Here is a 25,106-nt window from a genome sequence, read left to right as displayed (position 1 = left end):
GCCGCGCAGCGCCGCCTGCGCTGCGCCGCTACTGCGGCTCCATCCACGCGGCCTTGCGCCGCGCCGGCGCATCGCCGCCGCTGCCCCCGCCCAGCACCTCGATCAGGTAGTCGACGAACGACGCGATCCGCGACGAGATCGCGGTATTGCGGTAGTACACCGCGTGAATCGGCTGCTGGACGTCGAGCGTGTGGCGCGCGAGCACCTGCACCAGCCGCCCCGCGTCGCGATCCTGCGCGGTCACGAAATCCGACAGACACACGACGCCGGTGCCCTCCAGCGCAAGCTGCCGCAGCGTTTCGCCGCTCGACGAATACACGTCCGGCTCGATGCGGTACGCTTCGCCGTCCGTGCCGAGGATCGGCCATACGTTCAGCGATTCAGGCTGCGTGAAGCCGAGCAGCGTGTGCTTGTCGAGATCCTCGACCTTGCGCGGCTGGCCATGCGCTTCGATGTAGTCGGGGCTTGCCAGGATGCGCACCCGGCTGTTGCCGATGCGCCGGCTGTGCAGCGTCGAATCCTTCAACCGGCCGATCCGGATCGCGACGTCGGTGCGCCGCTCCAGCAGATCGATGATGCCCTCGTTGCTGTTCAGCTCCAGCTCGACCTTCGGGAAGCGTTCGCGGTAGCCGCGCACGAGCGGCACGATCACGTGCAGCATGAACGGCGTCGCGGCGTCGACGCGCAGGCGCCCAGACGGCATCTCGCGCCGCGCGAGCATCTGCTCTTCCGCGGTCTCGACCGATTCGATGATCGCGCGCGCGTTCTGCAGGAATGCGCGCCCTTCTTCCGTCAGTTCGAGCCGGCGGGTGGTCCGGCGCAGCAGTGTGGTCTTCAGCTTCTCCTCGAGCCGCGCGAGCGTGCGGCTCGTCGCCGACACGGTGAGGTCGAGCTGCTGGGCGGCGGCGGTGATCGAACCGGTGTCGACCACGGCGGCAAAGGCCTGGAGTTCGTCGAGGGTGATTTTCATTGTTGATTTGAAATCAAAACAATTTGGTTTATAGACCAGTTTTTCAGCAAAAGTAAAGCCGGCACACTGCGATCCATTCCTACTGAAACCCGGATCCCGTCATGCCACTCGCGTTGCTTGCGCTGACCATCAGCGCCTTTGCCATCGGCACCACCGAATTCGTGATCGTCGGCCTGATCCCGACGATCGGCGCCGACCTCGGCGTCAGCCTGCCGTCCGCCGGCCTGCTCGTCAGCCTGTACGCGCTGAGCGTCGCGATCGGCGCGCCGCTCCTCACGGCGCTCACCGGCCGCGTGCCGCGCAAGGCGCTGCTCGCCGGGCTGATGGCGCTCTTCACCGTCGGCAACCTCGTCGCATGGCAGGCGCCCGGCTACGAATCGCTGATCGTCGCGCGCATCCTCACCGGCCTCGCGCACGGCGTGTTCTTCTCGGTCGGCTCGATCATCGCGACCACGCTCGTGCCGAAGGACAAGGCCGCCAGCGCGATCGCGACGATGTTCAGCGGCATGACCGTCGCGTTCGTCGCCGGCATTCCGCTCGGCACCTTCATCGGCCAGCACTTCGGCTGGCGCGCGACGTTCCTGATCGTCGCGCTGTTCGGCCTCGTCGCGTTCCTCGGCGCGGTCGCGTTCGTGCCGCGCGGGCTGCCGCAGACGCCGCCCGCGCCGCTCGCCCGCCAGCTGCGCGTGCTGGCCCAGCCGCGCCTGCTGCTCGTCTATGCGATGACGGCCGTCGGTTACGGCGGCTCGCTGATCGCGTTCACCTATATGGCGCCGCTGCTCGAACAGATCGCCGGCTTCACGCCGTCGCAGGTCAGCCTCGTGCTGGTCGGCTACGGCGTATCGGTCGCGGTCGGCAACGTGTGGGGCGGCAAGCTCGCGGACGCCGTCGGCCCCGTGAAGGCGCTCAAGCGGATCTTCCTGCTGCTCGCGATCGTGCTGCTCGCACTGACCTTCACGATCCACGTGAAATGGCTCGCGGTGCTGACGATGCTCGCGTGGGGCGCCGTCGCGTTCGGCAACGTGCCGGGGCTGCAGGTGTACGTCGTCAAGCAGGCGCGCCACTTCGCGCCGGACGCCACCGACGTCGCTTCGGGCTTCAACATCGCCGCCTTCAACCTCGGCGTGGCCGGCGGCTCGTCGCTGGGCGGCCTGATCGTCGCGAACGTCGGCCTCGGCCACACGCCGTGGATCGCCGCCGTCGTCACGCTCGGCGCATTCGCCCTCACCGCGCTGAGCGGCCGTCTCGACAGCCGTCAGGGCCTGCCGGCACGCACGGCCGAACCCGTCGAACTCGCCCATTGAACGTCACCTTTTCACAGGAGCCACCAGCATGAACGCATCGACCCAACGTCCGCCGTTCGCCGGCAAGACTTTCGAAGTCCGTTACGACGGCCTCACCGCGCTCAACGCGTACGACGAGGACGGCCGCCACATGCGCTACGAGATCACCGAAGGCCCGTACGCGGGCGCGAAGGGCGAAGTCGAATACACGTGGCAGCTCGTCGCCGGCGAGACCTACGCGATCTCGTGGCAGGAAGCCGATCGCGCCACCGTCGTGCACATCGACGATTTCGCCGCCGGCACGTCGCGCTCGTTCTTCACCGCGTCGTCGCTCGATTTCTACCGGCTCGACGGCAGCCTGCGCGCGGTCTGAACGGAGCACCCCGATCATGTCCCCCTCCCTCGACAAGCTCGCCGCCGGCGGCTTCAGCATCGGCATCGAACTGCCGCTCGACAACGACTGGACCCCGTCCGGCAACGCGAAACGCCGGCATGACGGCCGCCACCCCGGCGAGCCCGACCTGGAAATCCACGCGGAACTCGCGCAACTGGCCGACACGCTCGGCTTTCGCGCGCTCTGGGTGCGCGACGTGCCGGTGTACGACCCGTCGTTCGGCGACGCCGCTCAGGTGTTCGAAACGTTCTCGTATCTCGGCTACCTCGCCGGCATCACGCGCGACATCCTGCTCGGCACCGCGGCCGTCGTGCTGCCGCTGCGCGAGCCGCTGCTGACGCTGAAATCGGCCGCGACGATCCAGGAGCTGAGCGGCGGGCGCCTGCTGCTCGGCGTCGCGAGCGGCGACCGGCCGGTCGAATATCCGCTGTTCGGCCGCGACTTCGCGTCGCGCGGCGCGAACTTCCGCGACCAGATCGCGCTGCTGCGCGACGGCGCGCGCGGACATCTGCCGCCCGGCCTGGAAGTGCTGCCCGTCGCCCGCTCGCCGGTGCCGCTGCTCGTCGCGGGCCTCGCGCAGCAGACGCCCGCGTGGATCGGCGAGCACATGGACGGCTGCCTCGCATATCCGGGCACGCCGGCCGATCACCTGCAGCGCGCCGCGAACTGGCGGGCGGTGGCGGGCGACAAGCCGTACGTGAGCTTCATCCACCTCGACCTCGCGGAAGATCCGCACGAACCGCTGCAGCGGCACCGCTTCGGCGCCCGCGCGGGGCGCATCGCGCTGACGGAGGAACTCGCGGCGATGCGCGACGCGGGCGTGCGGCACATCGGCCTGCATTTCCGCCGCAACCGGCGGCCGCTCGACGAGACGATGGCCGAGATCGCGGCGGACGTGCTGCCCGCACTCCATCCGAAAACGAATCCGCAGACGCTCGCCGCATAAGGCCGGCGAGCGTCTTCCAATAGGCGAATTGCCGGCCAATATTTGATTTCAAATCAAATATATTTGACCTCTACAGGCGTTTATTTCATCAGTCTCAAACGCCAGAATGACGTCCATCCCGCAATCGTTCCCCCTCTTTCAGGAGCACATGATGAGCAAGATTCCCGCATTCGGCCTCGGTACCTTTCGCCTGCAAGGCCAAGTCGTCATCGACTCGGTCCGCAACGGCCTCGAAGTCGGCTACCGCGCGATCGACACCGCGCAGATCTACGGCAACGAAGCCGAAGTCGGCGAAGCGATCGCCGCATCGGGCGTGCGCCGCGAAGACCTGTTCCTCACGACGAAGATCTGGGTCGACAACTACGCGCCGGAGAAACTGGCGGCCAGCCTCGAGGAAAGCCTGCGCAAGCTGCGCACCGACGTCGTCGACCTGACGCTGATCCACTGGCCGGCGCCGGGCAACGGCGTGTCGATCGACGCGTTCATGACCGCGCTGGCGGACGCAAAGGCGAAGGGCCTCACGCGCCAGATCGGCATCTCGAACTTCAACATCGAACTGACGAAGGAAGCGATCGCGGCCGTCGGCAAGGACGCGATCGCGACGAACCAGATCGAGCTGAGCCCGTACCTGCAGAACCGCAAGCTGGTCGAGTTCCTGAACGCCGAAGGCATCCACGTGACGTCGTACATGACGCTCGCGTACGGCAAGGTGCTCGGCGACCCGGTGATCGGCGCGATCGCGCAGCGTCACGACGCGACGCCGGCGCAAGTCGCGCTCGCGTGGGCGCTGCAACTCGGCTACTCGGTGATTCCGTCGTCGACCAAGCGCGAGAACCTCGCGAGCAACCTGCTCGCGCAGACGCTGCGCCTGACCGACGAAGACATGGCGCAGATCGCCGCGCTCGAACGCAACGGCCGCGAAGTCGACCCGGCCGGCCTCGCGCCGACGTGGGACTGAGCACGCGGCGGCTTCATCCGATATGACCCATCCGCGGCCCGCCGGCCGCGGCACCGACAGGACACCACCATGACCCAGGACCCGCTTTTCCAACCGCTGCGACTCGGCGCGCTGACGCTGCCGAACCGCATCGTGATGCCGCCGATGACGCGTTCGCGCGCCAGCCAGCCCGGCGACGAAGCCAACGAACTGATGGCCGCGTACTACGCGCAGCGCGCGAGCGCGGGCCTGATCGTCAGCGAAGGCACCTACATCGCGCCGCTCGGCAAGGGCTACGCGTGGACGCCCGGCATCCACACGCCGTCGCAGATCGCCGGCTGGCGCAAGGTGACGGACGCCGTGCATGCCGCGCACGGCCGCATCTTCGCGCAGCTGTGGCACGTCGGCCGGCTGAGCCACACGAGCCTGCTCGGCGGCCAGCAGCCCGTATCGTCGTCGCCGCTCCAGGCGAAGGGCGTGAACGTGTTCATCGCCGGTGAAGACGGCAGCACGCCGGGCTTCGTGCAGGCGTCCGAGCCGCGCGCGCTGTCGATCGACGAGATCCGCGAGATCGTCGACCAGTACCGCACCGCCGCCCGCCACGCGATCGAAGCCGGCTTCGACGGCGTCGAGCTGCACGGCGCGAACGGCTACCTCGTGAACCAGTTCATCGACTCGAACGCGAACACGCGCACCGATGCGTACGGCGGCTCGCTGGAGAACCGGCTGCGGTTCCTGCGCGAAGTCACGCAGGCGCTGATCGAAGGGACCGGCGACGCGTCGCGCGTCGGCATCCGTCTCGCACCGCTGACCACGCTGAACGGCTGCGTCGACGACGATCCGGAAACCACCTACCTCGCCGCCGCGAAGCTGCTCGGCGAACTCGGCGTCGGCTACCTGCACATCGCGGAAGCCGACTGGGACGACGCGCCGCTGATGCCGGTCGCCTTCAAGCAGCAGTTGCGCGCCGCGTTCCCGGGCGTGCTGATCTATGCCGGCGCGTACACCGCCGAGCGCGCCCGCGAAGCGATCGCCGCCGGCTGGGCCGACCTCGTCGCATTCGGCCGCCCGTTCGTCGCGAACCCCGACTTGCCGGAACGCCTGCGCACCGGCGCCGCGCTCGCGTCGCACGATCGCAACACGCTGTTCGGCGGCGGCGCCCACGGCCTGACCGACTACCCGACGCTCGCGCAAGCCGCGGCATAACGATCGACAGGAGTCTGGAATGAAAGCAACGCTCGCCCGGCTCGTGCTCGCCGCGATCCTGCCGTTCGCGGCAGCCCAGGCGGCGCACGCCGCGCCGGCCGCCCCCGCGGCCGACTGGTATCCGTCCGTCTATGGCGCCGATGACGAAATCGGCGCGGCCAACCTGCTGACGCCCGACGTCGTCAGGCAGGCGGTCGGCCTCGTGAAAGCCGGCAGGACCTATCCGCTGGCCGTGCCGGTGGACAAGAACCTGCCGGCGTACCGCCACCGCAGCTTTCGGCTGTACAACGTGCAGGTCGGCCAGCAGGCCGGCAAGAGCCTCGGCCCGAACAAGTTCACGTTCAACGACGAACTCGTCAACGCATGGACCGGCGTCGGCACGCAGCTGAACGGCATCGGCCACATCGGCATCGACAACGTCTACTACAACGGCAACAAGGCGGCCGATTTCGTGACCGTCGACGGCGTGAAGAAGCTCGGCGTCGAGAAGGTGCCGCCGATCGTCACGCGCGGCGTCGTGCTCGACATGACCGCCTACTACGGCAAGCCGATCGTGCCGGGCGGCACCGAATTCACGGTCGCCGACATCCAGGCCGTGCTGAAGAAGCAGGGGCTGACGCTGCGCAAGGGCGACGTCGTGCTGTTCAACACCGGCTGGCTCGAGCTGATCGGCAAGGACGACAAGCAGTTCCTCGACGTCGAGCCCGGCATCGGCATGGAAGCCGCGAAGTGGCTGGCCGACCAGGGGATCGTCGCGTTCGGCGGCGACACGTGGGCGTCGGAGGTCTATCCGAATCCGCATACGCAGGACGAATTCCCGGTCAACCAGTACATGCTCGCGAAGCGCGGCATCTACAACCTGGAGCTGATCGACAGCCGTGCGCTGGTGCGCGACAAAGCATGGGAATTCCTGTTCGTGCTCGGCCAGCCGCTGTACGTCGGCTCCACGCAGGTCAACATCAACCCGGTCGCGATCCGCTGATCGCGCGCCCGCCCTGGGCAATCGCGGCGACTATCGCCGCGATTGTCATTTCCGCATTGCAGCCTGTGCGATCGGCGTCTAACGTTGACGGGATCGACGCCATACGACCGTCACCCGACCTGAAAGGACGCTCCGTCATGCCAAGCCGCTCCCCGACACGCGACATGCTGCTGGCCCTCGCGGCCGGCCTTTCCCTGGCGGCTTTCACCGCGCCCGCCCACGCCGACGAGGCCGCCGGCCTCGCGCCGCCAGCGCCAGCCACGCCGGTGCTGGCGACCACCGCGACCGGCGTGCAGATCTATGCGTGCGAATACGATGCCGACCACCGGCTCGCGTGGGCCTTCAAGCGCCCGGAGGCGATGCTGTTCGATGAAAGCGGCACGCTCGTCGTGCGGCACGGTGCAGGGCCGTCGTGGGAAGCGCTCGACGGCAGCCGCATTACCGGCAAGAAGCTCGCGGAAGCGCCGAGCGCCAGCCCGGCCAGCGTTCCGCAACTGCTGCTCGCGGCGACGCCGGCCGCCACCGGCACGCTCGCCGGCGTGCGCTTCGTGCAGCGGCTCGACACGGCGGGCGGCACGCCGCCGGCCGCGACCTGCACGACCGAGCATGCGGTCGGCCGCTTTCCGTACTTCGCGCGCTACGTGTTCCTGAAATGACGCGCACGGCGTCGCAAGCGACGGGCATCATCCCGTCGCCTTTCGTCATGCGTCGATTTAATCAGCCATCCTATATTTGATGCGGGGAAGCGTGAAATCACCGGCACCCTCGTTCCGTCTGGTCAGCGCGTCCGCATCGACAGTTCGACGTCGCCGCCGAACGGCACCGACAGATAGCCGTTTTCCGGTGCGCGCACGTAAGCAAGGTAGTCGGGGCTGTATTCCGCGTTGTCGGCCACGACGAACGCGCCCGCCCTGAGCCGCGGCTCGACCCGCGCGAGAATCTCCGGATACAGCGCCTTCGCGCCGTCGAGCAGCAGCAGATCGACCGCATCCGGCAGATCGTCAGCCAGCGTACGCAGCGCATCGCCTTCGCGAATCTCCACGAGATCGGCCAATCCGGCCGCCGCCAGGTTCGCCCGTGCGCGCACGACCTTCGACGGCTCGAACTCGCTCGTGATCAGCCGCCCGCCGCCGTTGTCGCGCAGCGCGGCCGCGAGATGCAGCGTCGAAATGCCGAACGACGTGCCGAATTCGACGATTGCCTTCGCGCCGCCGCTGCGCGCGAGCATGTACAGCAGCATGCCCGTCTCGCGCGACACGGGAAGCGGGTAATCCTTCAGGCGCGCATACAGATCGGCGTAGTCCGTCTTGCTGCGCATCAGCCGCGCTTGCTCGTCGCGCGACACGTTGGCGAAGGCCGGGCTCGTCGCGGGCGACGACGCGTCGGCTTCGTCGAACAGGCGCGCCAGCAGCGAAGCCAGCGGGTCGAGCATCAGGGTGGTCATGCGATATCTCCGGTAGCAGTTGAGTGCGTCAGTGCACCCGACTAGAATATGACGAACTATTCAGGTTTTACTATTCGCATTGGCAAACCGCTCATGACCCACCGCCGAAACGCCCCGATCGCCACGCGCAAGCAGCCTCGGCAGGCGCGCTCGACCCGTCTCGTCGAGGACGTCCTGCAGGCGGCTATTCAGGTTTTGGCGAGCGAAGGCGCGCAGCGCTTCACGATGGCACGCGTCGCCGAGCGGGCCGGCGTGAGCGTCGGCTCGCTGTACCAGTACTTCCCGAACAAGGCGTCCGTGCTGTTCCGGCTCCAGCACGACGAGTGGCGGCAGACGCACGACATGCTGTGCGGGATACTGCAAGACACGCGGAAGACGCCGCCGGAGCGGCTGCGCACCGCCGTGCATGCGTTCATCCGTTCGGAATGCGACGAGGCGCCGATGCGGATCGCCCTCGACGATGCGGCCCCGCTCTATCGCGACGCCCCCGAGGCGCAGGACGTGAAGGCCGAGGGCAACCGGGCGTTCAGCGCGTTCATGCGCGAAGCGCTGCCCGACGTGCCCGACGCCACGCACGCGCTCGCGTGCGAGCTGATCCTGACGACGCTCACCACGGGCGGCAAGGCGTTCTCCGAAACGGCACGCACGCCGGCGGAAATCGACGCCTATTCGGCCGCGATGGCCGACATGTTCTGCGCGTATCTCGCGCATCTCGCGCACGATTGAGGCCCGCGCCGACACGGAAACCGCGCACGCGCGCCAGTCGTATCGTCCGGATGCAGGTTCTGCGCGGCGGCGAATCCCGTCACCCGCCCCGGTTCGCGCCGGCTTCCGGCCCCATTCTGAAAGCAATTCGTAAAATCCAGTGCCTCGCCCGCTTGCGCGCTGCCCGCCGACCCTGCATTCAAATAGTCGCCTTAACGGATTCGAACTAGGCGTATACACGCGGGCCGGCGCGACGGAGCCCCGTCGCACGCCGATATAAGCGCTGCGACATGCGCTGCATGCTCTTCCCCCGATGGGACGTGATGGGCGGCTCGCCTAACCTTCGCTACGGCAAAGCACACGTGACGGGGTCGCCCACACCACGCGTCGTCCGACGCGACACCCTCGCGATCGTTTCGACTCGCCCGTAACGACACACACCACGCGTCATGCGTCCCCACGACGTTGCCGATCAATCCAACTAGATACGAGACACCCTGACGACGGTTCGCTACGAGCCGTTTCAGCATGCTGATAAAGGAGCAAGCTCATGAGTGATACCCCGGTGCAGCCGACGGTCGGCGTCGGCGCGGAAGAAACCGGCCTGGGCGCCAACGGCGCCATCGACCGGTACTTCGGCATTTCGTTGCGCGGCAGCACGCAGCGCCGCGAGATCATTGCCGGCGTGACCACCTTCCTCGCGATGGTCTATTCCGTGTTCGTCGTGCCCGGCATGTTCGGCAAGGCCGGCTTCGACACGAGCGCGGTGTTCGTCGCGGTATGCCTCACCACCGCGTTCGGCTCGCTGCTGATGGGCCTGTGGGCGAAGCTGCCGATCGCGATCGGCTGCGCGATCTCGCTGACCGCGTTCACCGCGTTCGGGCTCGTGCTCGGCAAGGGGCTGCCTCCGACGGTCGCGCTCGGCGCCGTGTTCCTGATGGGGCTCGTGTTCACCGGCATCTCGGTCACCGGCGTGCGTTCGTGGATCTTGCGCAACCTGCCCGCGGGCGTCGCGCACGGCACCGGGATCGGCATCGGCCTGTTCCTGCTGCTGATCGCGTCGAACGACGTGGGCCTCGTGATCAAGAACCCGGGCGCCGGCCTGCCGGTCTCGCTCGGCCAGATCACCGCGTTCCCGGTCATCATGTCGGTCGTCGGCCTCGCCGCGATCTTCGGCCTCGAAAAGCGTCGCGTGCCGGGCGGCATCCTGCTCGTCGTGATCGCGATCTCGGTGTTCGGCCTGATCTTCGATCCGGGCGTGAAGTACCGCGGCATCTTCGCGCTGCCGTCGCTGAGCGCACCGGGCCACGCATCGCTGATCGGCGCGATGGACATCAAGGGCGCGCTGTCGATGGCCGTGCTGCCGAGCGTGCTCGCGCTGGTGATGACCGCCGTGTTCGACGCGACCGGCACGATCCGCGCGGTCGCGGGCCAGGCCGGCCAGCTCGACGGGAACGGCCGCATCATCAACGGCGGCCGTGCGCTGACCGCCGATTCGATCAGCTCGATCTTCTCCGGCTTCCTCGGCGGCGCGCCGGCGGCGGCCTACATCGAGTCGAGCGTCGGCGTGGCCGCCGGCGCGAAGACGGGCCTCGCGGCGGCCGTGGTCGGCCTGCTGTTCCTCGTCGTGATGTTCTTCTCGCCGCTCGCGGGCCTCGTGCCGTCGTACGCCACCGCACCGGCGCTGATGTACGTCGGCCTGCTGATGCTCGGCAGCGTGAGCAAGCTGCACATGGACGACATGGTCGACGCGATGTCGGGCCTCGTGTGCGCGGTGTTCATCGTGCTGACCGCGAACATCGTGACGGGCATCATGCTCGGCTTCTCGACGCTCGTGATCGGCCGCGTCGCCAGCGGCGAATTCCGCAAGCTCAACGTCGGCACCGTGCTCATCGCGGCCGTGCTCGTCACGTTCTATCTCGGCGGCTGGGCCATCTGAGCCCGAGACATGCGCGACGTCGCCGGCAGAAGGGCGGCGCGCATCGGGACGACATCGTCTCCTCCACCATCATCGTTGATGGTCTCCAGCCTGGGAACGCGAGTTTCCAGGCTTTTTTGCGGGTGCGACGCGCCACGCGCAAACGGCGCGACACCCGTTCGCGCCCGGTGCTACGATCGCGTTTTGCCTTCAGGAGTCGCGATGAACACACTCGGCATCGTCTCCGAATCGAGCACCCGGGCCTCGGCGCGCAAGCCGCCGTTCATTCCGTCGTTCGGCTTCCACGAAGTGCACGAATCGCAGCCGATCGGCGCACCGCCCGCGCGCATCATCGACGTCGTCGCGTCGCTCGACATGCGCGCCGATCCCGTCATCGACACGCTGCTGACGGTGCGTGAATTCCCGGCGGCCATCGCCGGCGCGCTGCGCCACGCGCCGGCCCGCCCCGAACGCGCGCGCTTCGGCTTCGACACCTTCACGCCGCTCCATCGAGACGACACGTCGCTGTCGCTCGGCCTCGTCGGCCGCTTCTGGCGCCCGACGCCCGACGTGCGCCCGCTCGCGGATGCCGACGCCTTCGTCCGGCACGACGACCCGCGCGATGCGAAGCTGGTGCTGCGGTTCGAGGTGGTCGGGCTCGCGTCGGGCGCGCACATCCTGCGCACCGAAACCTTCGTCCATTGCCCGAGCGCGCGCACGCGCGCGCTGTTCACGCCGTACTGGCTCGCGATCCGGCTGGGGAGCGGCTGGATTCGGCGTCGTACGCTAGCGGCGGTCGAGATCGCGCTGGCCTGATTCGCGCCGTCAGAACGGCTTGATCACGGCCAGCCCGATGACGAGCGCCATCACGACGATCACCGCGCCGGCCGCGTGCCCGAGCCACGGCGCCGGCACGACGACGAGGTCGTCGCGCTCCATGCGCCGCAGCGTGCCGGCCAGGACCCCGTGCAGCACCGACAAGGCAACGACGAGCACAAGCTTCACCGACAGCCACGCGGCGCCGAACCAGTGACCGCTCAGCGCGAGCGCGATGCCGGCGATCCAGACGATCGCGAGCGCGGGCGCCGTCACCGTGCGATCCCAGCGCCGCACCGCGCGATGCACGGCGAGATTCGCAATACGCACCGCGACGGACGACAACAACAGCCCGCCGACGAACGTGACGACGGCGGCCAGATGCACGGCCTTCAGCATCAGGTAGATCATCGCGCGTGCCGCCTGCGCGCGATCCAGCCGGCGCTCGCCAGCCCCGCGAACGGCACGACGGCCGACAGCACCAGCCGCGCGACCTCGGCCTTGCTCCACAGCCCGCTCGACGCGGTGCCGACCACCGCCCACACGTACATCGCGAACGCGATGCCGTGAACCGGGCCCATGATCGATACCGCGACCGGATATCCGGCCAGATGCTTGAGCGGCACGGCCACGCACACCAGCACGACGAGCGTGATCGCCTCCAGCAGCGACAGGTATTGCAGGTTCCGCAACGCGTTGCGATCGTCTTGTTTCATCGGCAGGCCTCCAGATGGTCCGCCGCGATTGTCGCGTGTGGCGCCGGGTCGAGCCACTGGCTAGAATGACATCTTTCAACGGATTCTGGCCACATCCCCGAACGTCATGCACACGGTCGCCGTTCTCGCCTTGCCCGATGTCGTGCCGTTCGATCTGGGCGTCACCTGCGATACGTTCGCGCGCGTGCGGGCGCCGAATGTCGAGCCGGCGTACCGCGTGCGCGTGTGCAGCGAGCAGCCGCGCGTCGGCGGCGAGCTGTTCGAGCTGCGCCCGCCGTTCCGCCTCGATGCGCTGGCCGACGCCGACACGATCATGGTCCCCGGCACGTCGGTGCCGCTCGCGCCCACGTCGCGCCGCGTGCTCGACGCGCTGCGCACGGCGGCCGCGCGCGGATGCCGGATCGCATCGATCTGCAGCGGCGCGTTCGTGCTCGCGGAAGCCGGGCTGCTCGACGGCCTGCGCGCGACGACGCACTGGCTCGCGGCCACCGAACTCGCGCGCCGCCATCCGAACGTCGACGTCGATCCGAACGTGCTGTTCGTCGACAACGGCCAGATCCTGACTTCGGCCGGCGCGGCGGCCGGCCTGGATCTGTGCCTGCACATGATCCAGGCCGACTATGGCGCGGCGGTCGCCGTCGACGCCGCCCGCAGCGCGGTGGCGCCGCGCGTGCGCGAAGGCGGGCAGGCGCAGTTCATCGCGCCCGAATGGCCGGCCGGCGGCGACGGGCTGCACGACCTGATGGACTGGCTGCACGCGAACCTGCGCCAGCCGCTGACGCTCGACGCGATCGCGCGCAAGGCGTCGACGAGCGTGCGCACGCTGACGCGGCGCTTCCAGGAGCAGACGGGCACGTCGCCCGGGCAATGGCTGCAGACCGCGCGTGTGCGGCATGCGCAGCAGTTGCTGGAGGTGACCGAGCTGTCGATCGAACACGTGGCGACGGAAGCCGGGTTCGGTTCGGTCACCGCGTTTCGCGAACGCTTCGCGCGTATCGTCGGCACGTCGCCGCAGCGCTATCGGCAGGCATTCCGCGCGCGCGCCGATGCGTGACCTTCAGCGGGCTCGGCCCCCGAACCCACCGCTCCCGCTCGCGCCAACCGGACCCGACCGATGACCCGCATCCGCAATCCCCTGAACATCGCGCAGCTCCAGGCATTCGTCTCCGCCGCGCACCTGAAGAGCCTGCGCGCCGCCGCGCGCGGGCTCGGTGTCACGCAGCCGGCGATCACGCACACGATCCGCGAGCTCGAAACGGCGCTCAACGCGGAACTGCTCGTGCGCAGCGTGCGCGGCGTCGAGCTGACCGCCTGCGGCGCGGCGCTGCTGCCGCGCGCCGAGCAGTTGCTCGGCGACGTCCGCCGCACGGTCGAGGCCGTCGAGCAGGTGAAAGGCGAGATGTCGGGCCGCGTCGCGGTCGGCACGATGCCGTCGATCGCGCTGACCGCGTTGCCGCACGCGGTGACGGCGTTTCGACAGTCGATGCCGAACGTCAGCCTGCATCTCGAGGAAATGACGGTGCCGGACGCGCTCGCGCAACTGCGCAACGGCACGCTCGACATCGCTGCGATGCACCATGTGCCCGCGCTCGACCGCGATTTCACGCAATTGCCGCTGCTGTCGACCGAATTCACGATCGTGATGCGCGACGGTCATCCGCTCGCGCAGGCGCGCCGGTTAGAGGAATTGCTCGACGCCGAGTGGATCGTCACCGTCGGCGCCGAGCAGTTCCCGCACAGCGTGATGGTCGGGATGTTCGAGGCGCACGGGCTGCCGCTGCCGAAACGTCTGCTGCGCTCGCCGATGTCGTTCGCGGTGACACTCGGGCTCGTCGCGCGCTCGGACGTGATCGGCTGCTTCACGCGCCCGCTCGCCGCGATGGTCGCGCCGCTCGGCATCCGCACGGCCGAACTCGACGAAAGCATGCCGCGCTTCGACCTGTCGATCATCGCGCGGCGCGACCTGCTGCCCACGCCCGCCGTGTCGCACTTCGTCACGTGCCTGCAGCGCGCGGTCAACGAAACGCTCGGCTGAATCGTTCCTGTGTGTGAAACGGCTGCGCATTCGACGCGCCGCCGCCGGGCCCGGTATCGGGGCTTGTCCTAGGCGCCCTGCCGGTATTTTGTCTTGATAATCTTGCGCACGTCGCGCGCCCCCATCGGGCGGGCGAAACGGACTGTCCGACGCGAAGCCGCGGCGGGCCGAAGGCTTACGGCGCGGCACAACCGCGCACCCATCGAACAAAACGAGGAGTCACCGAGTGAAAAAGATTCTTGCGGCTGTGACCGTGGCCCTGCTCGCCGTATCGGCCGGCAGTGCATACGCGAAGGACTGGTCGACCGTGCGGTTCGGCGTCGACGCAAGCTACCCGCCTTTCGAATCGAAAGGCGCCGACGGCAAGGTGGTCGGCTTCGACGTGGATCTCGGCAACGAGATCTGCCGCCGCATCAACGCGAAATGCGTGTGGATCGAAAACGACTTCGACGGGATGATCCCGGCGCTGAAGGCTCGCAAGTTCGACGGCGTGCTGTCGTCGATGTCGATGACGCCCGCGCGCGCCGAACAGATCGCGTTCTCGTCGAAGCTGTTCAACACGCCGACGCGCCTCGTCACGAAGAAGGGCGCCGGCCTGCAGCCGACGGCCGAATCGCTGAAGGGCAAGTCGGTCGGCGTCGAGCAGGGCACGATCCAGGAAACCTACGCGAAGGCGCACTGGGCGTCGAAGGGCGTGAACATCGTGCCTTACCAGAACCAGGACCAGGTCTACGCCGACCTGATCTCCGGCCGTCTGGACGGCGCGCTGCAGGACGCGGTGCAAGCCGAGATCGGCTTCCTGAAGACGCCGCGCGGCGCGAATTTCGACTTCGCCGGCAAGGATCTCGACGATCCGAAGACGCTCGGCAACGGCGCCGGCATCGGCCTGCGCAAGGAAGACACCGACCTGAAGGCGAAGATCGACGGCGCGATCGCCGGCATGCGCAAGGACGGCACGTACGACAAGCTCGCGAAGAAGTACTTCGATTTCGACGTCTACGGCAAGTAATCCGGCTGAACGACGCGCGATTCGGCGCGATGCAAACGGGCTCCGCAACGGAGCCCGTTTTTTTTGCGCCCGGCGCGGGCGGCGTTATTTTTTCCGCGCCAACCTGATGATTCTCAACGGAAAACCGCGTGGCCTGGCACCGGTTTGATGGCGGCGAGGAAGGCAACGTACAATCGATCTTCCACGCACACGGATCATTCGCGGCTGCGCCGCACTCCCCTCATCATGCAAACGCAGACCCATCCGCTGATTTCCCCCGCCGTCGGTACCGAACGCCAGATCACCAGCTTCCACTACGGCCCGCGCGGCGGCAAGAAGGTCTACATCCAGTCGTCGCTGCACGCGGACGAGCTGCCCGGCATGCTGGTCGCCACGCTGCTGCGCCGCAAGATCGCCGCGCTCGAGACGGCCGGCAAGCTGCAAGGCGAAGTCGTCATCGTGCCCGTGCCCAACCCGATCGGCCTGTCGCAACACGTGTTCGGCGATCACCTCGGCCGCTTCGAGCTCGGCTCGATGCAGAACTTCAACCGCAATTTCTACGATCTCGCGGCGCTCGTGCTGCCGCGCGTCGAACACCACCTCACGAACGACGCGCAGCGCAATCTGGCCGCCGTACGCACCGCGATGCGCGAAGCGCTCGACGAACAGAAGCCGCGCACCGAACTCGACTCGCAACGCCTCGCGCTGCAGAAGCTGTCGTTCGACGCCGATATCGTGCTCGACCTGCACTGCGACAGCGATGCGGTGATGCACCTCTACACGAATCCCGATCTGTGGGCGGACGTCGAGCCGCTGGCGCGCTATCTCGATGCCAAGGCGTCGCTGCTCGCGCTGAATTCGGTCGGCAACCCGTTCGACGAAATCCACAGCTTCTGCTGGTCGGATCTGCGCAACCGCTTCGGCGACCGCTTCCCGATCCCGAACGGCGCGATTTCCGTCACGGTGGAACTGCGCAGCGAACGCGACGTGTCGTACGAGTTCGCCGAAAAGGATGCGCAGGCGATCGTCGAATACCTGACCGAGCGCGGCATCGTCGAAGGCACGCCGGCGCCGCTGCCGCCGCTCGCGCATCCGGCCACGCCGCTCGCGGGCACCGATCCGCTCGTCGCGCCGGTGTCGGGCGTGATCGTGTTCCGCACGCCGGTCGGCGCGATGATCGAGGCCGGCCAGGCCGTGGCCGACATCGTCGATCCGCTGACCGATCGCGTCGTCACGCTGAAGAGCAGCGTGTCGGGCGTGCTGTATGCGCGCCAGGTCGTGCGCTTCGCGACGGCCGGCATGGAAGTCGCGCGCATCGCCGGCGCGACCGCGATCCGCACGGGTTCACTGCTGTCGGCCTGAGCCGGCTGGGCGCGGCCCGCGCGCCGGGCCGCGGCGCGCATCGCACGTCATCGCGCGCCATCGGCTGCATCAAACGAAATCGCCCGCTTACGCGGGCGATTTGCTTTCCGGAGCGCGCGTCGGCGGCCGATACCGCGCCGCCGGCCGCTGCCACGTGCGAAGGAAGTTCAGAACGCCGGCACGATCGCGCCGCCGAACTTCTGGTCGATGAACTTGCGCACGTCGTCCGATTCATAGGCCGCGACGAGCTTCTTCACCCACGGCTTGTCCTTGTCCTGCGCACGCACCGCGATCAGGTTCGCGTACGGGCCGCGCAGATCCTCGATCGCGATCGCATCCTTCACCGGCGTGAGTCCGGCCTTCACCGCGTAATCGGTGTTGATCGACGCGGCGTCGACATCGGGCAGCGCGCGCGGCAACTGCGCGGAATCGAGCTCGACGATCTTGATCTTCTTCGGATTCTCGGCGATGTCGAGCGGCGTCGCGTTCACACCGTTCGCGCCGACGCCCGGCTTCAGCTTGATCACGCCGTATTTCTGCAGCAGCAGCAGCGCGCGGTTGCCGTTCGACGGATCGTTCTGGATCCCGACTTTCGCGCCGACCGGCAGATCCTTCAGCGACTTGATCTTCTTCGAATAGAAGCCCATCGGTGCCGTATAGGTCAGCCCGACGTTGACGATCTTGTAGCCGCGCTGCTTGATCTGACTGTCGAGGAACGGCTGGTGCTGGAAGCCGTTCGCATCGAGGTCGCCCGCATCGAGCGCCGCGTTCGGCTGCACGTAGTCGTTGAATTCGATGACCTTGATCGCGAGGCCTTCGCGCGCGGCGACCTTCGTCACTTCGGTCCAGATTTGCGCGTCGGGGCCGCTCATCGTGCCGATCTTCAGCGTTTGGGAGTCGGCGTGCGCGCCGGGCGCGGCGAATGCCAGCGCGGCGGCGAGTGCGCCGAGGCCGGTCAGGATCGAACGTCGCATGTGGTGTCCTCTTGTCCCGTGTCAATTGTTGGAGGACGGATCGTGGCATAAGGCCCCGAACGCGATCAACCAAGCTTATTTCATGTGCATATTCCGGATCGGAATCGAATGACAGGCGAATTCGGTATAACCACCAATGGCACAACCGGGCAGAATTCAGTGTCGCATCGGCACCACACATTCTTCATATGACAGTCGCTGTCATATTCATTACGTGGCCCGCCGATAAAGTTGCGCCGGTCCGTGAAAGCGCCCGTAGAGAGCGCCGGAACCGCAACTGGACACGCCATTTATTCGCTCGGAGAATCCTTTGAACAAGAAACTGTTGACCATCGCCGCCCTGGCAGCAACGGCCGGCACGGCGCACGCACAAAGCAGCGTGACCCTGTACGGCGTCATCGATGCCGGTATCAGCTACGTGAACCACAGCAAGACCGCCAACGGCGGCACGGGCAAGCTGTTCAAGTACGACGACGGCGTGGCCCAAGGCAGCCGTTGGGGCCTGCGCGGCACCGAAGACCTCGGTGGCGGCCTGAAGGCGATCTTCGTGCTCGAAAACGGCTTCAACAGCGGCAACGGCACGATCGGCCAGGGTGGCGCGATCTTCGGTCGCCAGGCCTACGTCGGCCTGAGCCAGTCGCAATACGGCACGGTCACGTTCGGCCGCCAGTACTCGTTCTCGACCGACATCCTCGGTTCGAACTACTCGACGGGCGGCAACACGGTCGCGGGTAACTACGCGTACCACGTGAACGACATCGACCAGCTCACGTCGAGCCGCATCAACAACGCCGTGAAGTTCCAGAGCGCGAACTACTCGGGCTTCACGTTCGGCGCGTTGTACGGCTTCTCGAACTCGACCGACTTCGCTGGCGCACCGGCCACGACGACGGGCACGACGACGACCGCGGGCTCGTCGCGCGCATACAGCTTCGGCCTGAACTACGCGAACGGCCCGGTCTCGGTCGGCGCGGCGTACACGGACATCCGTTACCCGAGCCAGTCGACGCCCGGCTTCTCGACGACGATCGCGAACCTGAGCACCGGCAACGTCCGCGACCTGCGCACGTACGGCGTGGGTGGCCGCTACGTCTGGGGCCCGGCAACGGCATGGCTGCTGTGGACGCGTACGCAGTTCTCGACCGTGTCGGGCGCGGGCGGCACGTTCTACAACGCGTATGAAGCAGGCGCGAAGTACGCCTTCACGCCGGCACTGTCGGGCGGCCTCGGCTACACGTACACGAACGCGACGCAGAACGGCAACTCGTGGCACTGGAACCAGGTCAACGGTATCGCCGACTACGCACTCAGCAAGCGTACGGACGTGTACGGCCTGGTCGTGTACCAGCAGGCTTCGGGCAAGGGCGTGCAAGCGCAGATCGGCTCGAGCACGAGCTACTTCAATACGTCGGGCACCGGTTCGAAGAACCAGATCGCCGCACGTATCGGTATCCGCCACAAGTTCTAAAGCGTCCGCTTAACTGTCCGCGTCACGCGCGGATCACGACGGCAAGAAGCGCCCCGCTCCACGCGGGGCGCTTTTTTATAGGCTTTTAAGTTTCGCTTAATTCTGGGCTGAGAGGATGCTCTCACCCCCCCTGTTGGCCGCCTGAGCATCGGCGGCTTTTTTTTTAAACGCCGACGGCGCCGCCATCGATTGCCCACAAGACAGGATCGGAGGCCATGATGATCGAAGATACCGTTTTCAGCCATCTGCACGCGATTCTGACGTGCCAACACTCGCTGCCGGTCCAGAGCTGCCGCGTCTCGGTTGAAATGCAGCGCCCCTGGGGCCGCCCGTATCGCCTCGTCGAATGGACGATGCATCTCGACGCCCCCGCGCGGCGCCAGATCGTGCCGGCCGAATCGACCGACGAAGAGATCGCCGAGGTCGTCGCGTCGCACGTGCCCGGCCGGCTCTACGGCGACGGCCGGCTGCAGTTCTGAACGCGTTTCCGCTCCCCCGCCTCCCGTCTGTCGGCCACGCCGCACGCATCGTGCGGCAGTCGGTCTCGTTTGACGCGGCAACGAAACCTGCTACGCTGCGCGTTTTCGTCCACGCAACACACGATGGAAAACGCATTCAACGAACGTGGCGTCATGGTCACGCGCAACGGCCTGTCGGCCGCCGGGCAGGTATTCTCGCTGCGTGACATCCGCCACGTCGACGTCGTCAAGATTCCGAAGAACCGTCTCGTGCCGTCGCTGATCTCGCTGATCGGCGCGGCCATCGCCGTCGCGGGCGGCATCGGCGCATCGAGCGCCGCGCTGGTGGTCGGCGTGATGCTCGTCGTCGTCGGCTATCTCGCGTGGGCCACGCAGGACATCACGTACCGGCTGATGGTCGAGATGCCCGACGGCAAGCGTGAAGCGCTGTCGAGCGTCGACGCCGAATTCGTCGAACGCGTCGCGCAAGTCGTGCGCGACGCGCAGTCCGCCACCGCGGCCGGCTGATTTTCCTTCGCATGCGTGCCCGCGCCGGTTCGCGCGGGCCGCACACACTCGCGGCGAATATCGGCTCGCGCGGCGTTCGTCGCATCGCATACCGCCCGCCGCCCCGCACGCACCTCGCCTCCACGGCGGACGCCGACCGCCTAGTATGGAAAGAGCGGCTCCCCGCCGCATCGTCCGAGGAGGCCAGCATGAACGCTCAATCGCTGTCCGGCATGCTTCGCGCGCAGGAACTGCTGATCGTGTCGATGATCCGCGCGCTTCCCCCCGACACGCGCCGTGCACTCGTCGAGCTCTACACCGAACAGATCGCGTTCGCCGAACAGGCCGGGATCGAGAGCCATGGCGATCGCGCCACGCACGACGCGTTCATCGCGCATGCGCGCAACCTGCTGATCCGCATCGAAGCGCTGGCCTGAGTTTCTCGAAGACCTTCCCTACGGCTCGCCCGAGCCGCGCAGGCGAGTGCTCACTCGCACGAGCCGTTTTGCGTCCTTGAATTGATAATGATTCTCATTTACACTGGTAAAGTTGTCAGTTGCCTTTCAAATCGCCGTTTGCCGCATGCCGCGCGCAAACGGGCCAGCCAGGTGAACGCGTCACCCAGCCAGCCTTCGGGCTTGTTATCGTCAATGGGAGACCACCTGTGCATTGCTATACGCTGGCGCGGCGGCCGATCTGTGCCGCGCTGTTCGGCGCATTCGGCCTGTCCGCCGCCCCGGCTCACGCCGATTCGTCGCCGCAAGGCGCCACCCCGCCTTCCGCCGTCCTGACCACCGCCGCCGCGTCCGCGCGCGGCGAGGCGGCGCTGCTCGACCCCGTCACCGTCACGGCCACCCGCACCGCCACCGCGGCGAGCCGCACGGCGGCGTCCGTGTCGGTGATCACCGACGAGGATCTCGAAGAGCAGCAGGCCACCAACATCAAGGACGCGCTGCGCTACGAGCCGGGCATCACGGTGCGCCGCACCGCGTACCGGCCCGGCAGCGCCGCGCTCGGCGGCGGCCGCGACGGCGATTCGAGCATCAACATCCGCGGCCTCGAAGGCAATCGCGTGCTGCTGATGGAAGACGGCATCCGCCTGCCGAACGCGTTCTCGTTCGGCCCGCTCGAAGCGGGCCGCGGCGACTACGCCGATCTCGACACGCTCAAGCGCATCGAGATCCTGCGCGGGCCGGCGTCCGCGCTGTACGGCAGCGACGGCCTGACCGGCGCGGTGAACTTCATCACGAAGGACCCGCGCGACCTGCTGTCGATCTACCACAAGCCTTACTACTTCTCGTTCCGGCCGAGCTACGACTCGACCGACCGCAGCGTCGGCGCGACTGTATCGGCCGTGGGCGGCAACGATCGCATCCAAGGGATGATCATCGCCGACGGCCGGCGCGGCCACGAGGTCGACACGCGCGGCGACAACAACTCGGCGAGCACGCTGCGCACGACGTCGAACCCGCAGGACGTGTATTCGGAATCGCTGCTCGGCAAGCTCGTGCTGACGCCGACCACGCGCGACACGATCAAGTTTACCGCCGAAACGGTGCAGCGGCGCGTGAGCACCGACGTGCTGTCGGCGATCAATGCGCCGGCCACGCTCGGCCTCACGACCCACGACCGGCTCGAGCGCAACCGCTTCAGCGTCGACTACGACTTTCGCGACGACGCGTTCCGCTGGTTCCAGACCGCGCACGTGCAGTTCTACTACCAGGACGCGAAGCAGGATCAGTACGCGTTCGAGACGCGCGGCAGGCTACCCTCGCGTTCCCGCGACAACCAGTACAAGGAACGCACGTTCGGCGGTTCCGCGTTCGCCGAAAGCGGCTTCGCGACCGGCCCGCTCGCGCACAAGCTGCTCTACGGCGTCGACGGCAGCCTGTCGCGCGTGACGAACCTGCGCGACGGCACGGTGCCGGGCGTCGGCGAAGCGTTCCCGAACAAGGCGTTTCCCGACACCGACTACACGCTGTTCGGCGCGTTCGTGCAGGACCAGATCGGCTACGGCCGCCTGCTCGTCACGCCGGGCCTGCGCTTCGACACGTACCGGCTGAGCCCGACCGAAAACGATCCGCTGTTCACCGGCAAGGCCGTGTCGACGAGCGCCAACGAGCTGTCGCCGCGCGTCGCCGTGCTCTACGAGATCACCCCCGCGGTCATTCCGTACGTGCAGTACGCGCACGGCTTCCGCGCGCCGACGCCCGACCAGGTGAACAGCAGCTTCTCGAATCCGGTGTACGGCTACACGTCGATCGGCAATCCGAACCTGAAGCCCGAAACCAGCGACACGTTCGAAGCCGGCCTGCGCGGCAAGGCCGGCACCGGCTACGGCGTCGTGCGCTACAGCGCGGCCGCCTTCACCGGCCGCTACCGCAACTTCATCTCGCGTACGACGATCGCCGGCAGCGGCCGGCCGGTCGATCCGTTCGTGTTCCAGTACGTGAACTTCGCCGACGCGCGCATCCACGGCCTCGAAGGCCGCGCCGAATGGGTGATGCCGAACGGCATCACGCTGAAGACGGCGATGGCGTTCACGAAGGGCTCGACGCAGAACGACGGCGCGGCCAGCCAGCCGCTCAATACCGTGAACCCGTTCTCGGCCGTGTTCGGCGTGCGGTACGAGCCGACCGAACGCTGGTTCGTACAGACCGACCTGCTATTTCAGGCCGCCAAACGCGACAAGGACGTCGACAAGTCCGACTGTTCGAACAAGGCGTGCTTCACGCCACCGTCGTCGTTCGTCGTCGACCTGCGCGGCGGCTATCGCTTCAACAAGCACGTGAGCGCGACGATCGGCATCCGCAACCTGTTCGACCGCAAGTACTGGAACTGGTCGGACGTGCGCGGCATCGCGGCCGATTCGCAGGTGCTCGACGCGTATTCGTCGCCCGGCCGCACGGTCGCCGTCAGCATGAAAGTGGATTTCTGATGCGCGTTGCCCGCGCGCCCACCCCAACCGTTACTCGAAGGAGTCCGACATGATGCAATCCGCCCTTCCCGGTCAATCCGCCACGCCGGCCCGCGCGGCCGCCGCGCTGCGCGACGCGTTCATCAAGCTCAAGACCGAGCGCCAGTTGCGCAACCGCGACGTCGCGCAAGCGCTCGGTGTCAGCGAAGGCGAGGCGCTCGCCGCGTTCGTCGGCGAGCACGTCGTGCGGCTCGACGCGCGCTTTCCGGCGATGTTCGAGGAAATGCCGCGCCTCGGCCGCGTGATGGCGCTGACGCGCAACGACACGGCCGTCCACGAAAAGGATGGCGAGTACGCACAGATGAGCCACGACGGCCCGGTCGGCCTCGCGCTCGGCGACATCGACCTGCGCATCTTCTATCGTCACTGGGTATCGGCGTTCGCGGTGCGCGACGAGACCGCGCACGGCCCGCTGAAGAGCCTGCAGTTCTTCGATGCGCAGGGTCACGCGATCCACAAGGTCTACTTGCGCGCGCACAGCGATCATGCCGCGTACGACGCGTTCGTCGAACGCTGGCGCGCGCCGTCGCAGGAGCCGGGCCTCGAGGTCGTGCCCGGCGCACCGAAAACGCCGGAGCGCGCCGACACCGAAATCGACGTCGCGGGCTTTCGTGCCGCGTGGGACGCGATGACCGACACGCATCAGTTCTTCGGCATCACGCAACGTTTCGGCGTGAGCCGCATGCAGGCGCTGCGCCTCGCCGATCCGCACTACGCGTATCCGGTCGAAACCGCACATGCGTTGCGCCACGTGCTCGAGCAGGCGGCAAAGAGCGGCCAACCGATCATGGTGTTCGTCGGCAACGCGGGGATGATCCAGATCCATACGGGCCCCGTCGCGAACGTGCGCGAGGTCGGCGCGTGGATCAACGTGCTCGATCCGGGCTTCAACCTGCATGTGCGCGAAGACCTGATCGCCGCCGCGTGGGTCGTGAAGAAGCCGACGAGCGACGGCATCGTCACGTCGCTCGAACTGTTCGACCGGCAGGGCGACCATGTCGCGCTGCTGTTCGGCGAGCGCAAGCCCGGCAAGGTCGAGCGCGACGACTGGCGCGCGCTCGTCGCGACGCTGCCGACGGCCGCGCGCGGGGCCGCGCGATGAGCGCTCGCCCATTCGATCCGCGCCGCCGGTCGCTGCTGGGCGGCGCGGCAGCCAGCGCGCTCGCGGGCGCGCTGCCCGGCGGCGTGCTCGCCCAAGTCTCGGCGGCCGCCCCGAAGCGCGTGATCGTGATCGGCGGCGCGCTGGCGGAAACCGCGTTCGCGCTCGGCGGCGCCGAGACGCCGCGTTACCGGCTCGTCGGCGCCGACACGACCTGCACGTATCCCGACGCCGCGAAGCGCCTGCCGAAGGTCGGCTACCAGCGCGCGCTGTCGGCCGAAGGGCTGCTGTCGCTGCGGCCCGATCTCGTGCTGGCCTCGGCGGAAGCCGGCCCGCCAACCGCGATCGCGCAGGTGAAAGGCGCCGGCGTCGCGGTGACGACGTTCGACGAGCGCCACGACGTCGAATCGGTGCGCGCGAAGATCACCGGCGTCGCGCAGGCGCTCGACGTGCGCGACGCCGGCGCCGCGCTGCTGCAGCGTTTCGATCGCGACTGGCAGGCCGCGCGCGACGCGGTCGCCGCACGCGTGCCCGGCGGTGCGCAGCCGCCGCGCGTACTGTTCGTGCTGAACCATACCGGCGCCCAGGCGCTCGTCGCCGGCCAGCGCACGGCCGCCGACGCGATGATCCGCTACGCGGGCGCGCGCAACGCGATGCAGGGCTTCGATCACTACAAGCCGCTGACGACCGAGGCGCTCGCGGCGGCCGCCCCCGACGTCGTGCTGATCTCCGACGAAGGGCTCGCGGCCGTCGGCGGTCACGCCGCGCTGCTCGCGACGCCCGGCTTCGGCGCGACGCCGGCCGGCCTCGCGCGGCGCGTCGTGTCGCTCGACGCGCTGTTCCTGCTCGGCTTCGGCCCGCGCCTGCCGCTCGCCGTCACGACCCTGCATCGACGCCTGTCGGATGCGCTCGCCTGATTCC

Annotated in this window: 26 protein-coding genes; 21 read left to right on the top strand and 5 right to left on the bottom strand. The window is 67.8% G+C overall.

Annotated elements, in window-relative coordinates; all coding sequences use genetic code 11:
* Nucleotides 1-28: 28 nt before the first annotated feature.
* Entirely contained in the window at nucleotides 29-970 is a 942-nt protein-coding gene (locus BLS50_RS26350; protein ID WP_006480405.1) for a LysR family transcriptional regulator, read from the bottom strand.
* A 101-nt stretch (nucleotides 971-1,071) separates the two neighbouring features.
* Here BLS50_RS26350 and BLS50_RS26345 point away from each other — a divergent pair, with 101 nt between their 5' ends.
* The 7 genes from BLS50_RS26345 (at nucleotide 1,072) to BLS50_RS26315 (ending at nucleotide 7,374) form a co-directional block, all read left to right on the top strand.
* Nucleotides 1,072-2,274, top strand: coding sequence for an MFS transporter (locus tag BLS50_RS26345; RefSeq protein WP_069231707.1), 1,203 nt, complete (start codon nucleotides 1,072-1,074; stop codon nucleotides 2,272-2,274).
* 28 nt (nucleotides 2,275-2,302) lie between these two features.
* Nucleotides 2,303-2,626 (top strand): MoaF-related domain-containing protein, encoded by a 324-nt coding sequence (locus BLS50_RS26340; RefSeq protein WP_012339306.1) that lies wholly within the window; start codon nucleotides 2,303-2,305, stop codon nucleotides 2,624-2,626.
* Nucleotides 2,627-2,642: 16 nt separating this feature from the next.
* Nucleotides 2,643-3,593: an LLM class oxidoreductase gene (locus BLS50_RS26335; protein WP_074805250.1), complete on the top strand. Its 951-nt coding sequence runs from the start codon at nucleotides 2,643-2,645 to the stop codon at nucleotides 3,591-3,593.
* Between the two features lie 151 nt (nucleotides 3,594-3,744).
* Complete coding sequence (dkgB, locus tag BLS50_RS26330; protein WP_074806728.1) at nucleotides 3,745-4,551, top strand: 2,5-didehydrogluconate reductase DkgB; 807 nt, start codon at nucleotides 3,745-3,747, stop codon at nucleotides 4,549-4,551.
* 69 nt (nucleotides 4,552-4,620) lie between these two features.
* A complete protein-coding gene (locus BLS50_RS26325; protein WP_074805246.1) occupies nucleotides 4,621-5,736 on the top strand; it encodes an alkene reductase in 1,116 nt (371 codons plus the stop codon).
* A gap of 19 nt (nucleotides 5,737-5,755) precedes the next feature.
* Entirely contained in the window at nucleotides 5,756-6,718 is a 963-nt protein-coding gene (locus BLS50_RS26320) for a cyclase family protein (protein ID WP_074805243.1), read from the top strand.
* Between the two features lie 137 nt (nucleotides 6,719-6,855).
* A complete protein-coding gene (locus BLS50_RS26315; RefSeq protein WP_074805241.1) occupies nucleotides 6,856-7,374 on the top strand; it encodes a DUF3455 domain-containing protein in 519 nt (172 codons plus the stop codon).
* Between the two features lie 122 nt (nucleotides 7,375-7,496).
* On the opposite strand, the gene BLS50_RS26310 is transcribed toward BLS50_RS26315, so the two are convergent.
* Nucleotides 7,497-8,162 (bottom strand): O-methyltransferase, encoded by a 666-nt coding sequence (locus tag BLS50_RS26310; RefSeq protein WP_027805511.1) that lies wholly within the window; start codon nucleotides 8,160-8,162, stop codon nucleotides 7,497-7,499.
* A gap of 48 nt (nucleotides 8,163-8,210) precedes the next feature.
* Here BLS50_RS26310 and BLS50_RS26305 point away from each other — a divergent pair, with 48 nt between their 5' ends.
* From BLS50_RS26305 to BLS50_RS26295, 3 genes are all read left to right on the top strand, one after another.
* A complete protein-coding gene (locus BLS50_RS26305; RefSeq protein WP_069231712.1) occupies nucleotides 8,211-8,888 on the top strand; it encodes a TetR family transcriptional regulator in 678 nt (225 codons plus the stop codon).
* A gap of 529 nt (nucleotides 8,889-9,417) precedes the next feature.
* A complete protein-coding gene (locus BLS50_RS26300; RefSeq protein ID WP_074805239.1) occupies nucleotides 9,418-10,806 on the top strand; it encodes an NCS2 family permease in 1,389 nt (462 codons plus the stop codon).
* 201 nt (nucleotides 10,807-11,007) lie between these two features.
* Nucleotides 11,008-11,601 carry a hypothetical protein gene (locus BLS50_RS26295; RefSeq protein WP_006480394.1) on the top strand — a complete coding sequence of 198 codons (594 nt, stop codon included), beginning with the start codon at nucleotides 11,008-11,010 and terminating at the stop codon, nucleotides 11,599-11,601.
* A gap of 9 nt (nucleotides 11,602-11,610) precedes the next feature.
* Here the strand turns inward: BLS50_RS26295 and BLS50_RS26290 are convergent, their stop codons facing one another.
* Both BLS50_RS26290 and BLS50_RS26285 read right to left on the bottom strand, forming a co-directional pair.
* A complete protein-coding gene (locus BLS50_RS26290) occupies nucleotides 11,611-12,012 on the bottom strand; it encodes a CopD family protein (protein WP_074805238.1) in 402 nt (133 codons plus the stop codon).
* A complete protein-coding gene (locus tag BLS50_RS26285) occupies nucleotides 12,009-12,317 on the bottom strand; it encodes a DUF3817 domain-containing protein (protein WP_012339296.1) in 309 nt (102 codons plus the stop codon). The genes BLS50_RS26290 and BLS50_RS26285 overlap by 4 nt, the downstream gene beginning before the upstream one ends.
* A 106-nt stretch (nucleotides 12,318-12,423) precedes the next feature.
* On the opposite strand from BLS50_RS26285, the gene BLS50_RS26280 reads away from it, so the two are divergent.
* The 4 genes from BLS50_RS26280 to BLS50_RS26260 all read left to right on the top strand — a co-directional run bounded on the left by BLS50_RS26280 (nucleotide 12,424) and on the right by BLS50_RS26260 (nucleotide 16,702).
* Entirely contained in the window at nucleotides 12,424-13,371 is a 948-nt protein-coding gene (locus tag BLS50_RS26280) for a GlxA family transcriptional regulator (protein ID WP_074805235.1), read from the top strand.
* Between the two features lie 60 nt (nucleotides 13,372-13,431).
* Nucleotides 13,432-14,352, top strand: coding sequence for a LysR family transcriptional regulator (locus BLS50_RS26275; RefSeq protein WP_074805231.1), 921 nt, complete (start codon nucleotides 13,432-13,434; stop codon nucleotides 14,350-14,352).
* A 226-nt stretch (nucleotides 14,353-14,578) separates the two neighbouring features.
* Nucleotides 14,579-15,361 carry an ABC transporter substrate-binding protein gene (locus tag BLS50_RS26270; protein WP_006480389.1) on the top strand — a complete coding sequence of 261 codons (783 nt, stop codon included), beginning with the start codon at nucleotides 14,579-14,581 and terminating at the stop codon, nucleotides 15,359-15,361.
* 225 nt (nucleotides 15,362-15,586) lie between these two features.
* Nucleotides 15,587-16,702: a succinylglutamate desuccinylase/aspartoacylase family protein gene (locus tag BLS50_RS26260; RefSeq protein WP_011548995.1), complete on the top strand. Its 1,116-nt coding sequence runs from the start codon at nucleotides 15,587-15,589 to the stop codon at nucleotides 16,700-16,702.
* 167 nt (nucleotides 16,703-16,869) lie between these two features.
* On the opposite strand, the gene BLS50_RS26255 is transcribed toward BLS50_RS26260, so the two are convergent.
* Complete coding sequence (locus BLS50_RS26255) at nucleotides 16,870-17,676, bottom strand: MetQ/NlpA family ABC transporter substrate-binding protein (protein WP_011694873.1); 807 nt, start codon at nucleotides 17,674-17,676, stop codon at nucleotides 16,870-16,872.
* Nucleotides 17,677-17,986: 310 nt separating this feature from the next.
* Between BLS50_RS26255 and BLS50_RS26250 the strand changes: the two genes are divergently transcribed.
* From BLS50_RS26250 to BLS50_RS26220, 7 genes are all read left to right on the top strand, one after another.
* Nucleotides 17,987-19,144, top strand: coding sequence for a porin (locus BLS50_RS26250; RefSeq protein WP_011694874.1), 1,158 nt, complete (start codon nucleotides 17,987-17,989; stop codon nucleotides 19,142-19,144).
* 218 nt (nucleotides 19,145-19,362) lie between these two features.
* Entirely contained in the window at nucleotides 19,363-19,623 is a 261-nt protein-coding gene (locus BLS50_RS26245; protein WP_011548992.1) for a DUF2866 domain-containing protein, read from the top strand.
* 123 nt (nucleotides 19,624-19,746) lie between these two features.
* Nucleotides 19,747-20,130 carry a DUF6232 family protein gene (locus BLS50_RS26240; RefSeq protein ID WP_027805883.1) on the top strand — a complete coding sequence of 128 codons (384 nt, stop codon included), beginning with the start codon at nucleotides 19,747-19,749 and terminating at the stop codon, nucleotides 20,128-20,130.
* Between the two features lie 188 nt (nucleotides 20,131-20,318).
* Entirely contained in the window at nucleotides 20,319-20,546 is a 228-nt protein-coding gene (locus tag BLS50_RS26235) for a hypothetical protein (RefSeq protein ID WP_006480384.1), read from the top strand.
* A 227-nt stretch (nucleotides 20,547-20,773) separates the two neighbouring features.
* Nucleotides 20,774-23,047, top strand: a complete 2,274-nt coding sequence (locus BLS50_RS26230; RefSeq protein WP_074805226.1) for a TonB-dependent hemoglobin/transferrin/lactoferrin family receptor — start codon at nucleotides 20,774-20,776, stop codon at nucleotides 23,045-23,047.
* Nucleotides 23,048-23,096: 49 nt separating this feature from the next.
* Entirely contained in the window at nucleotides 23,097-24,188 is a 1,092-nt protein-coding gene (locus BLS50_RS26225; RefSeq protein WP_074805224.1) for a hemin-degrading factor, read from the top strand.
* A complete protein-coding gene (locus BLS50_RS26220) occupies nucleotides 24,185-25,102 on the top strand; it encodes a heme/hemin ABC transporter substrate-binding protein (RefSeq protein ID WP_074805221.1) in 918 nt (305 codons plus the stop codon). Before BLS50_RS26225 ends, BLS50_RS26220 begins: the two co-directional genes overlap by 4 nt.
* The last annotated feature ends 4 nt before the right edge of the window (nucleotides 25,103-25,106 follow it).

This window comes from Burkholderia orbicola (genome assembly GCF_900100915.1).
In the GTDB taxonomy this organism is placed as follows: domain Bacteria; phylum Pseudomonadota; class Gammaproteobacteria; order Burkholderiales; family Burkholderiaceae; genus Burkholderia; species Burkholderia orbicola.
Note: the sequence above shows the minus strand (reverse complement) of the source record. Positions and strands in the feature narration are given on the sequence as shown.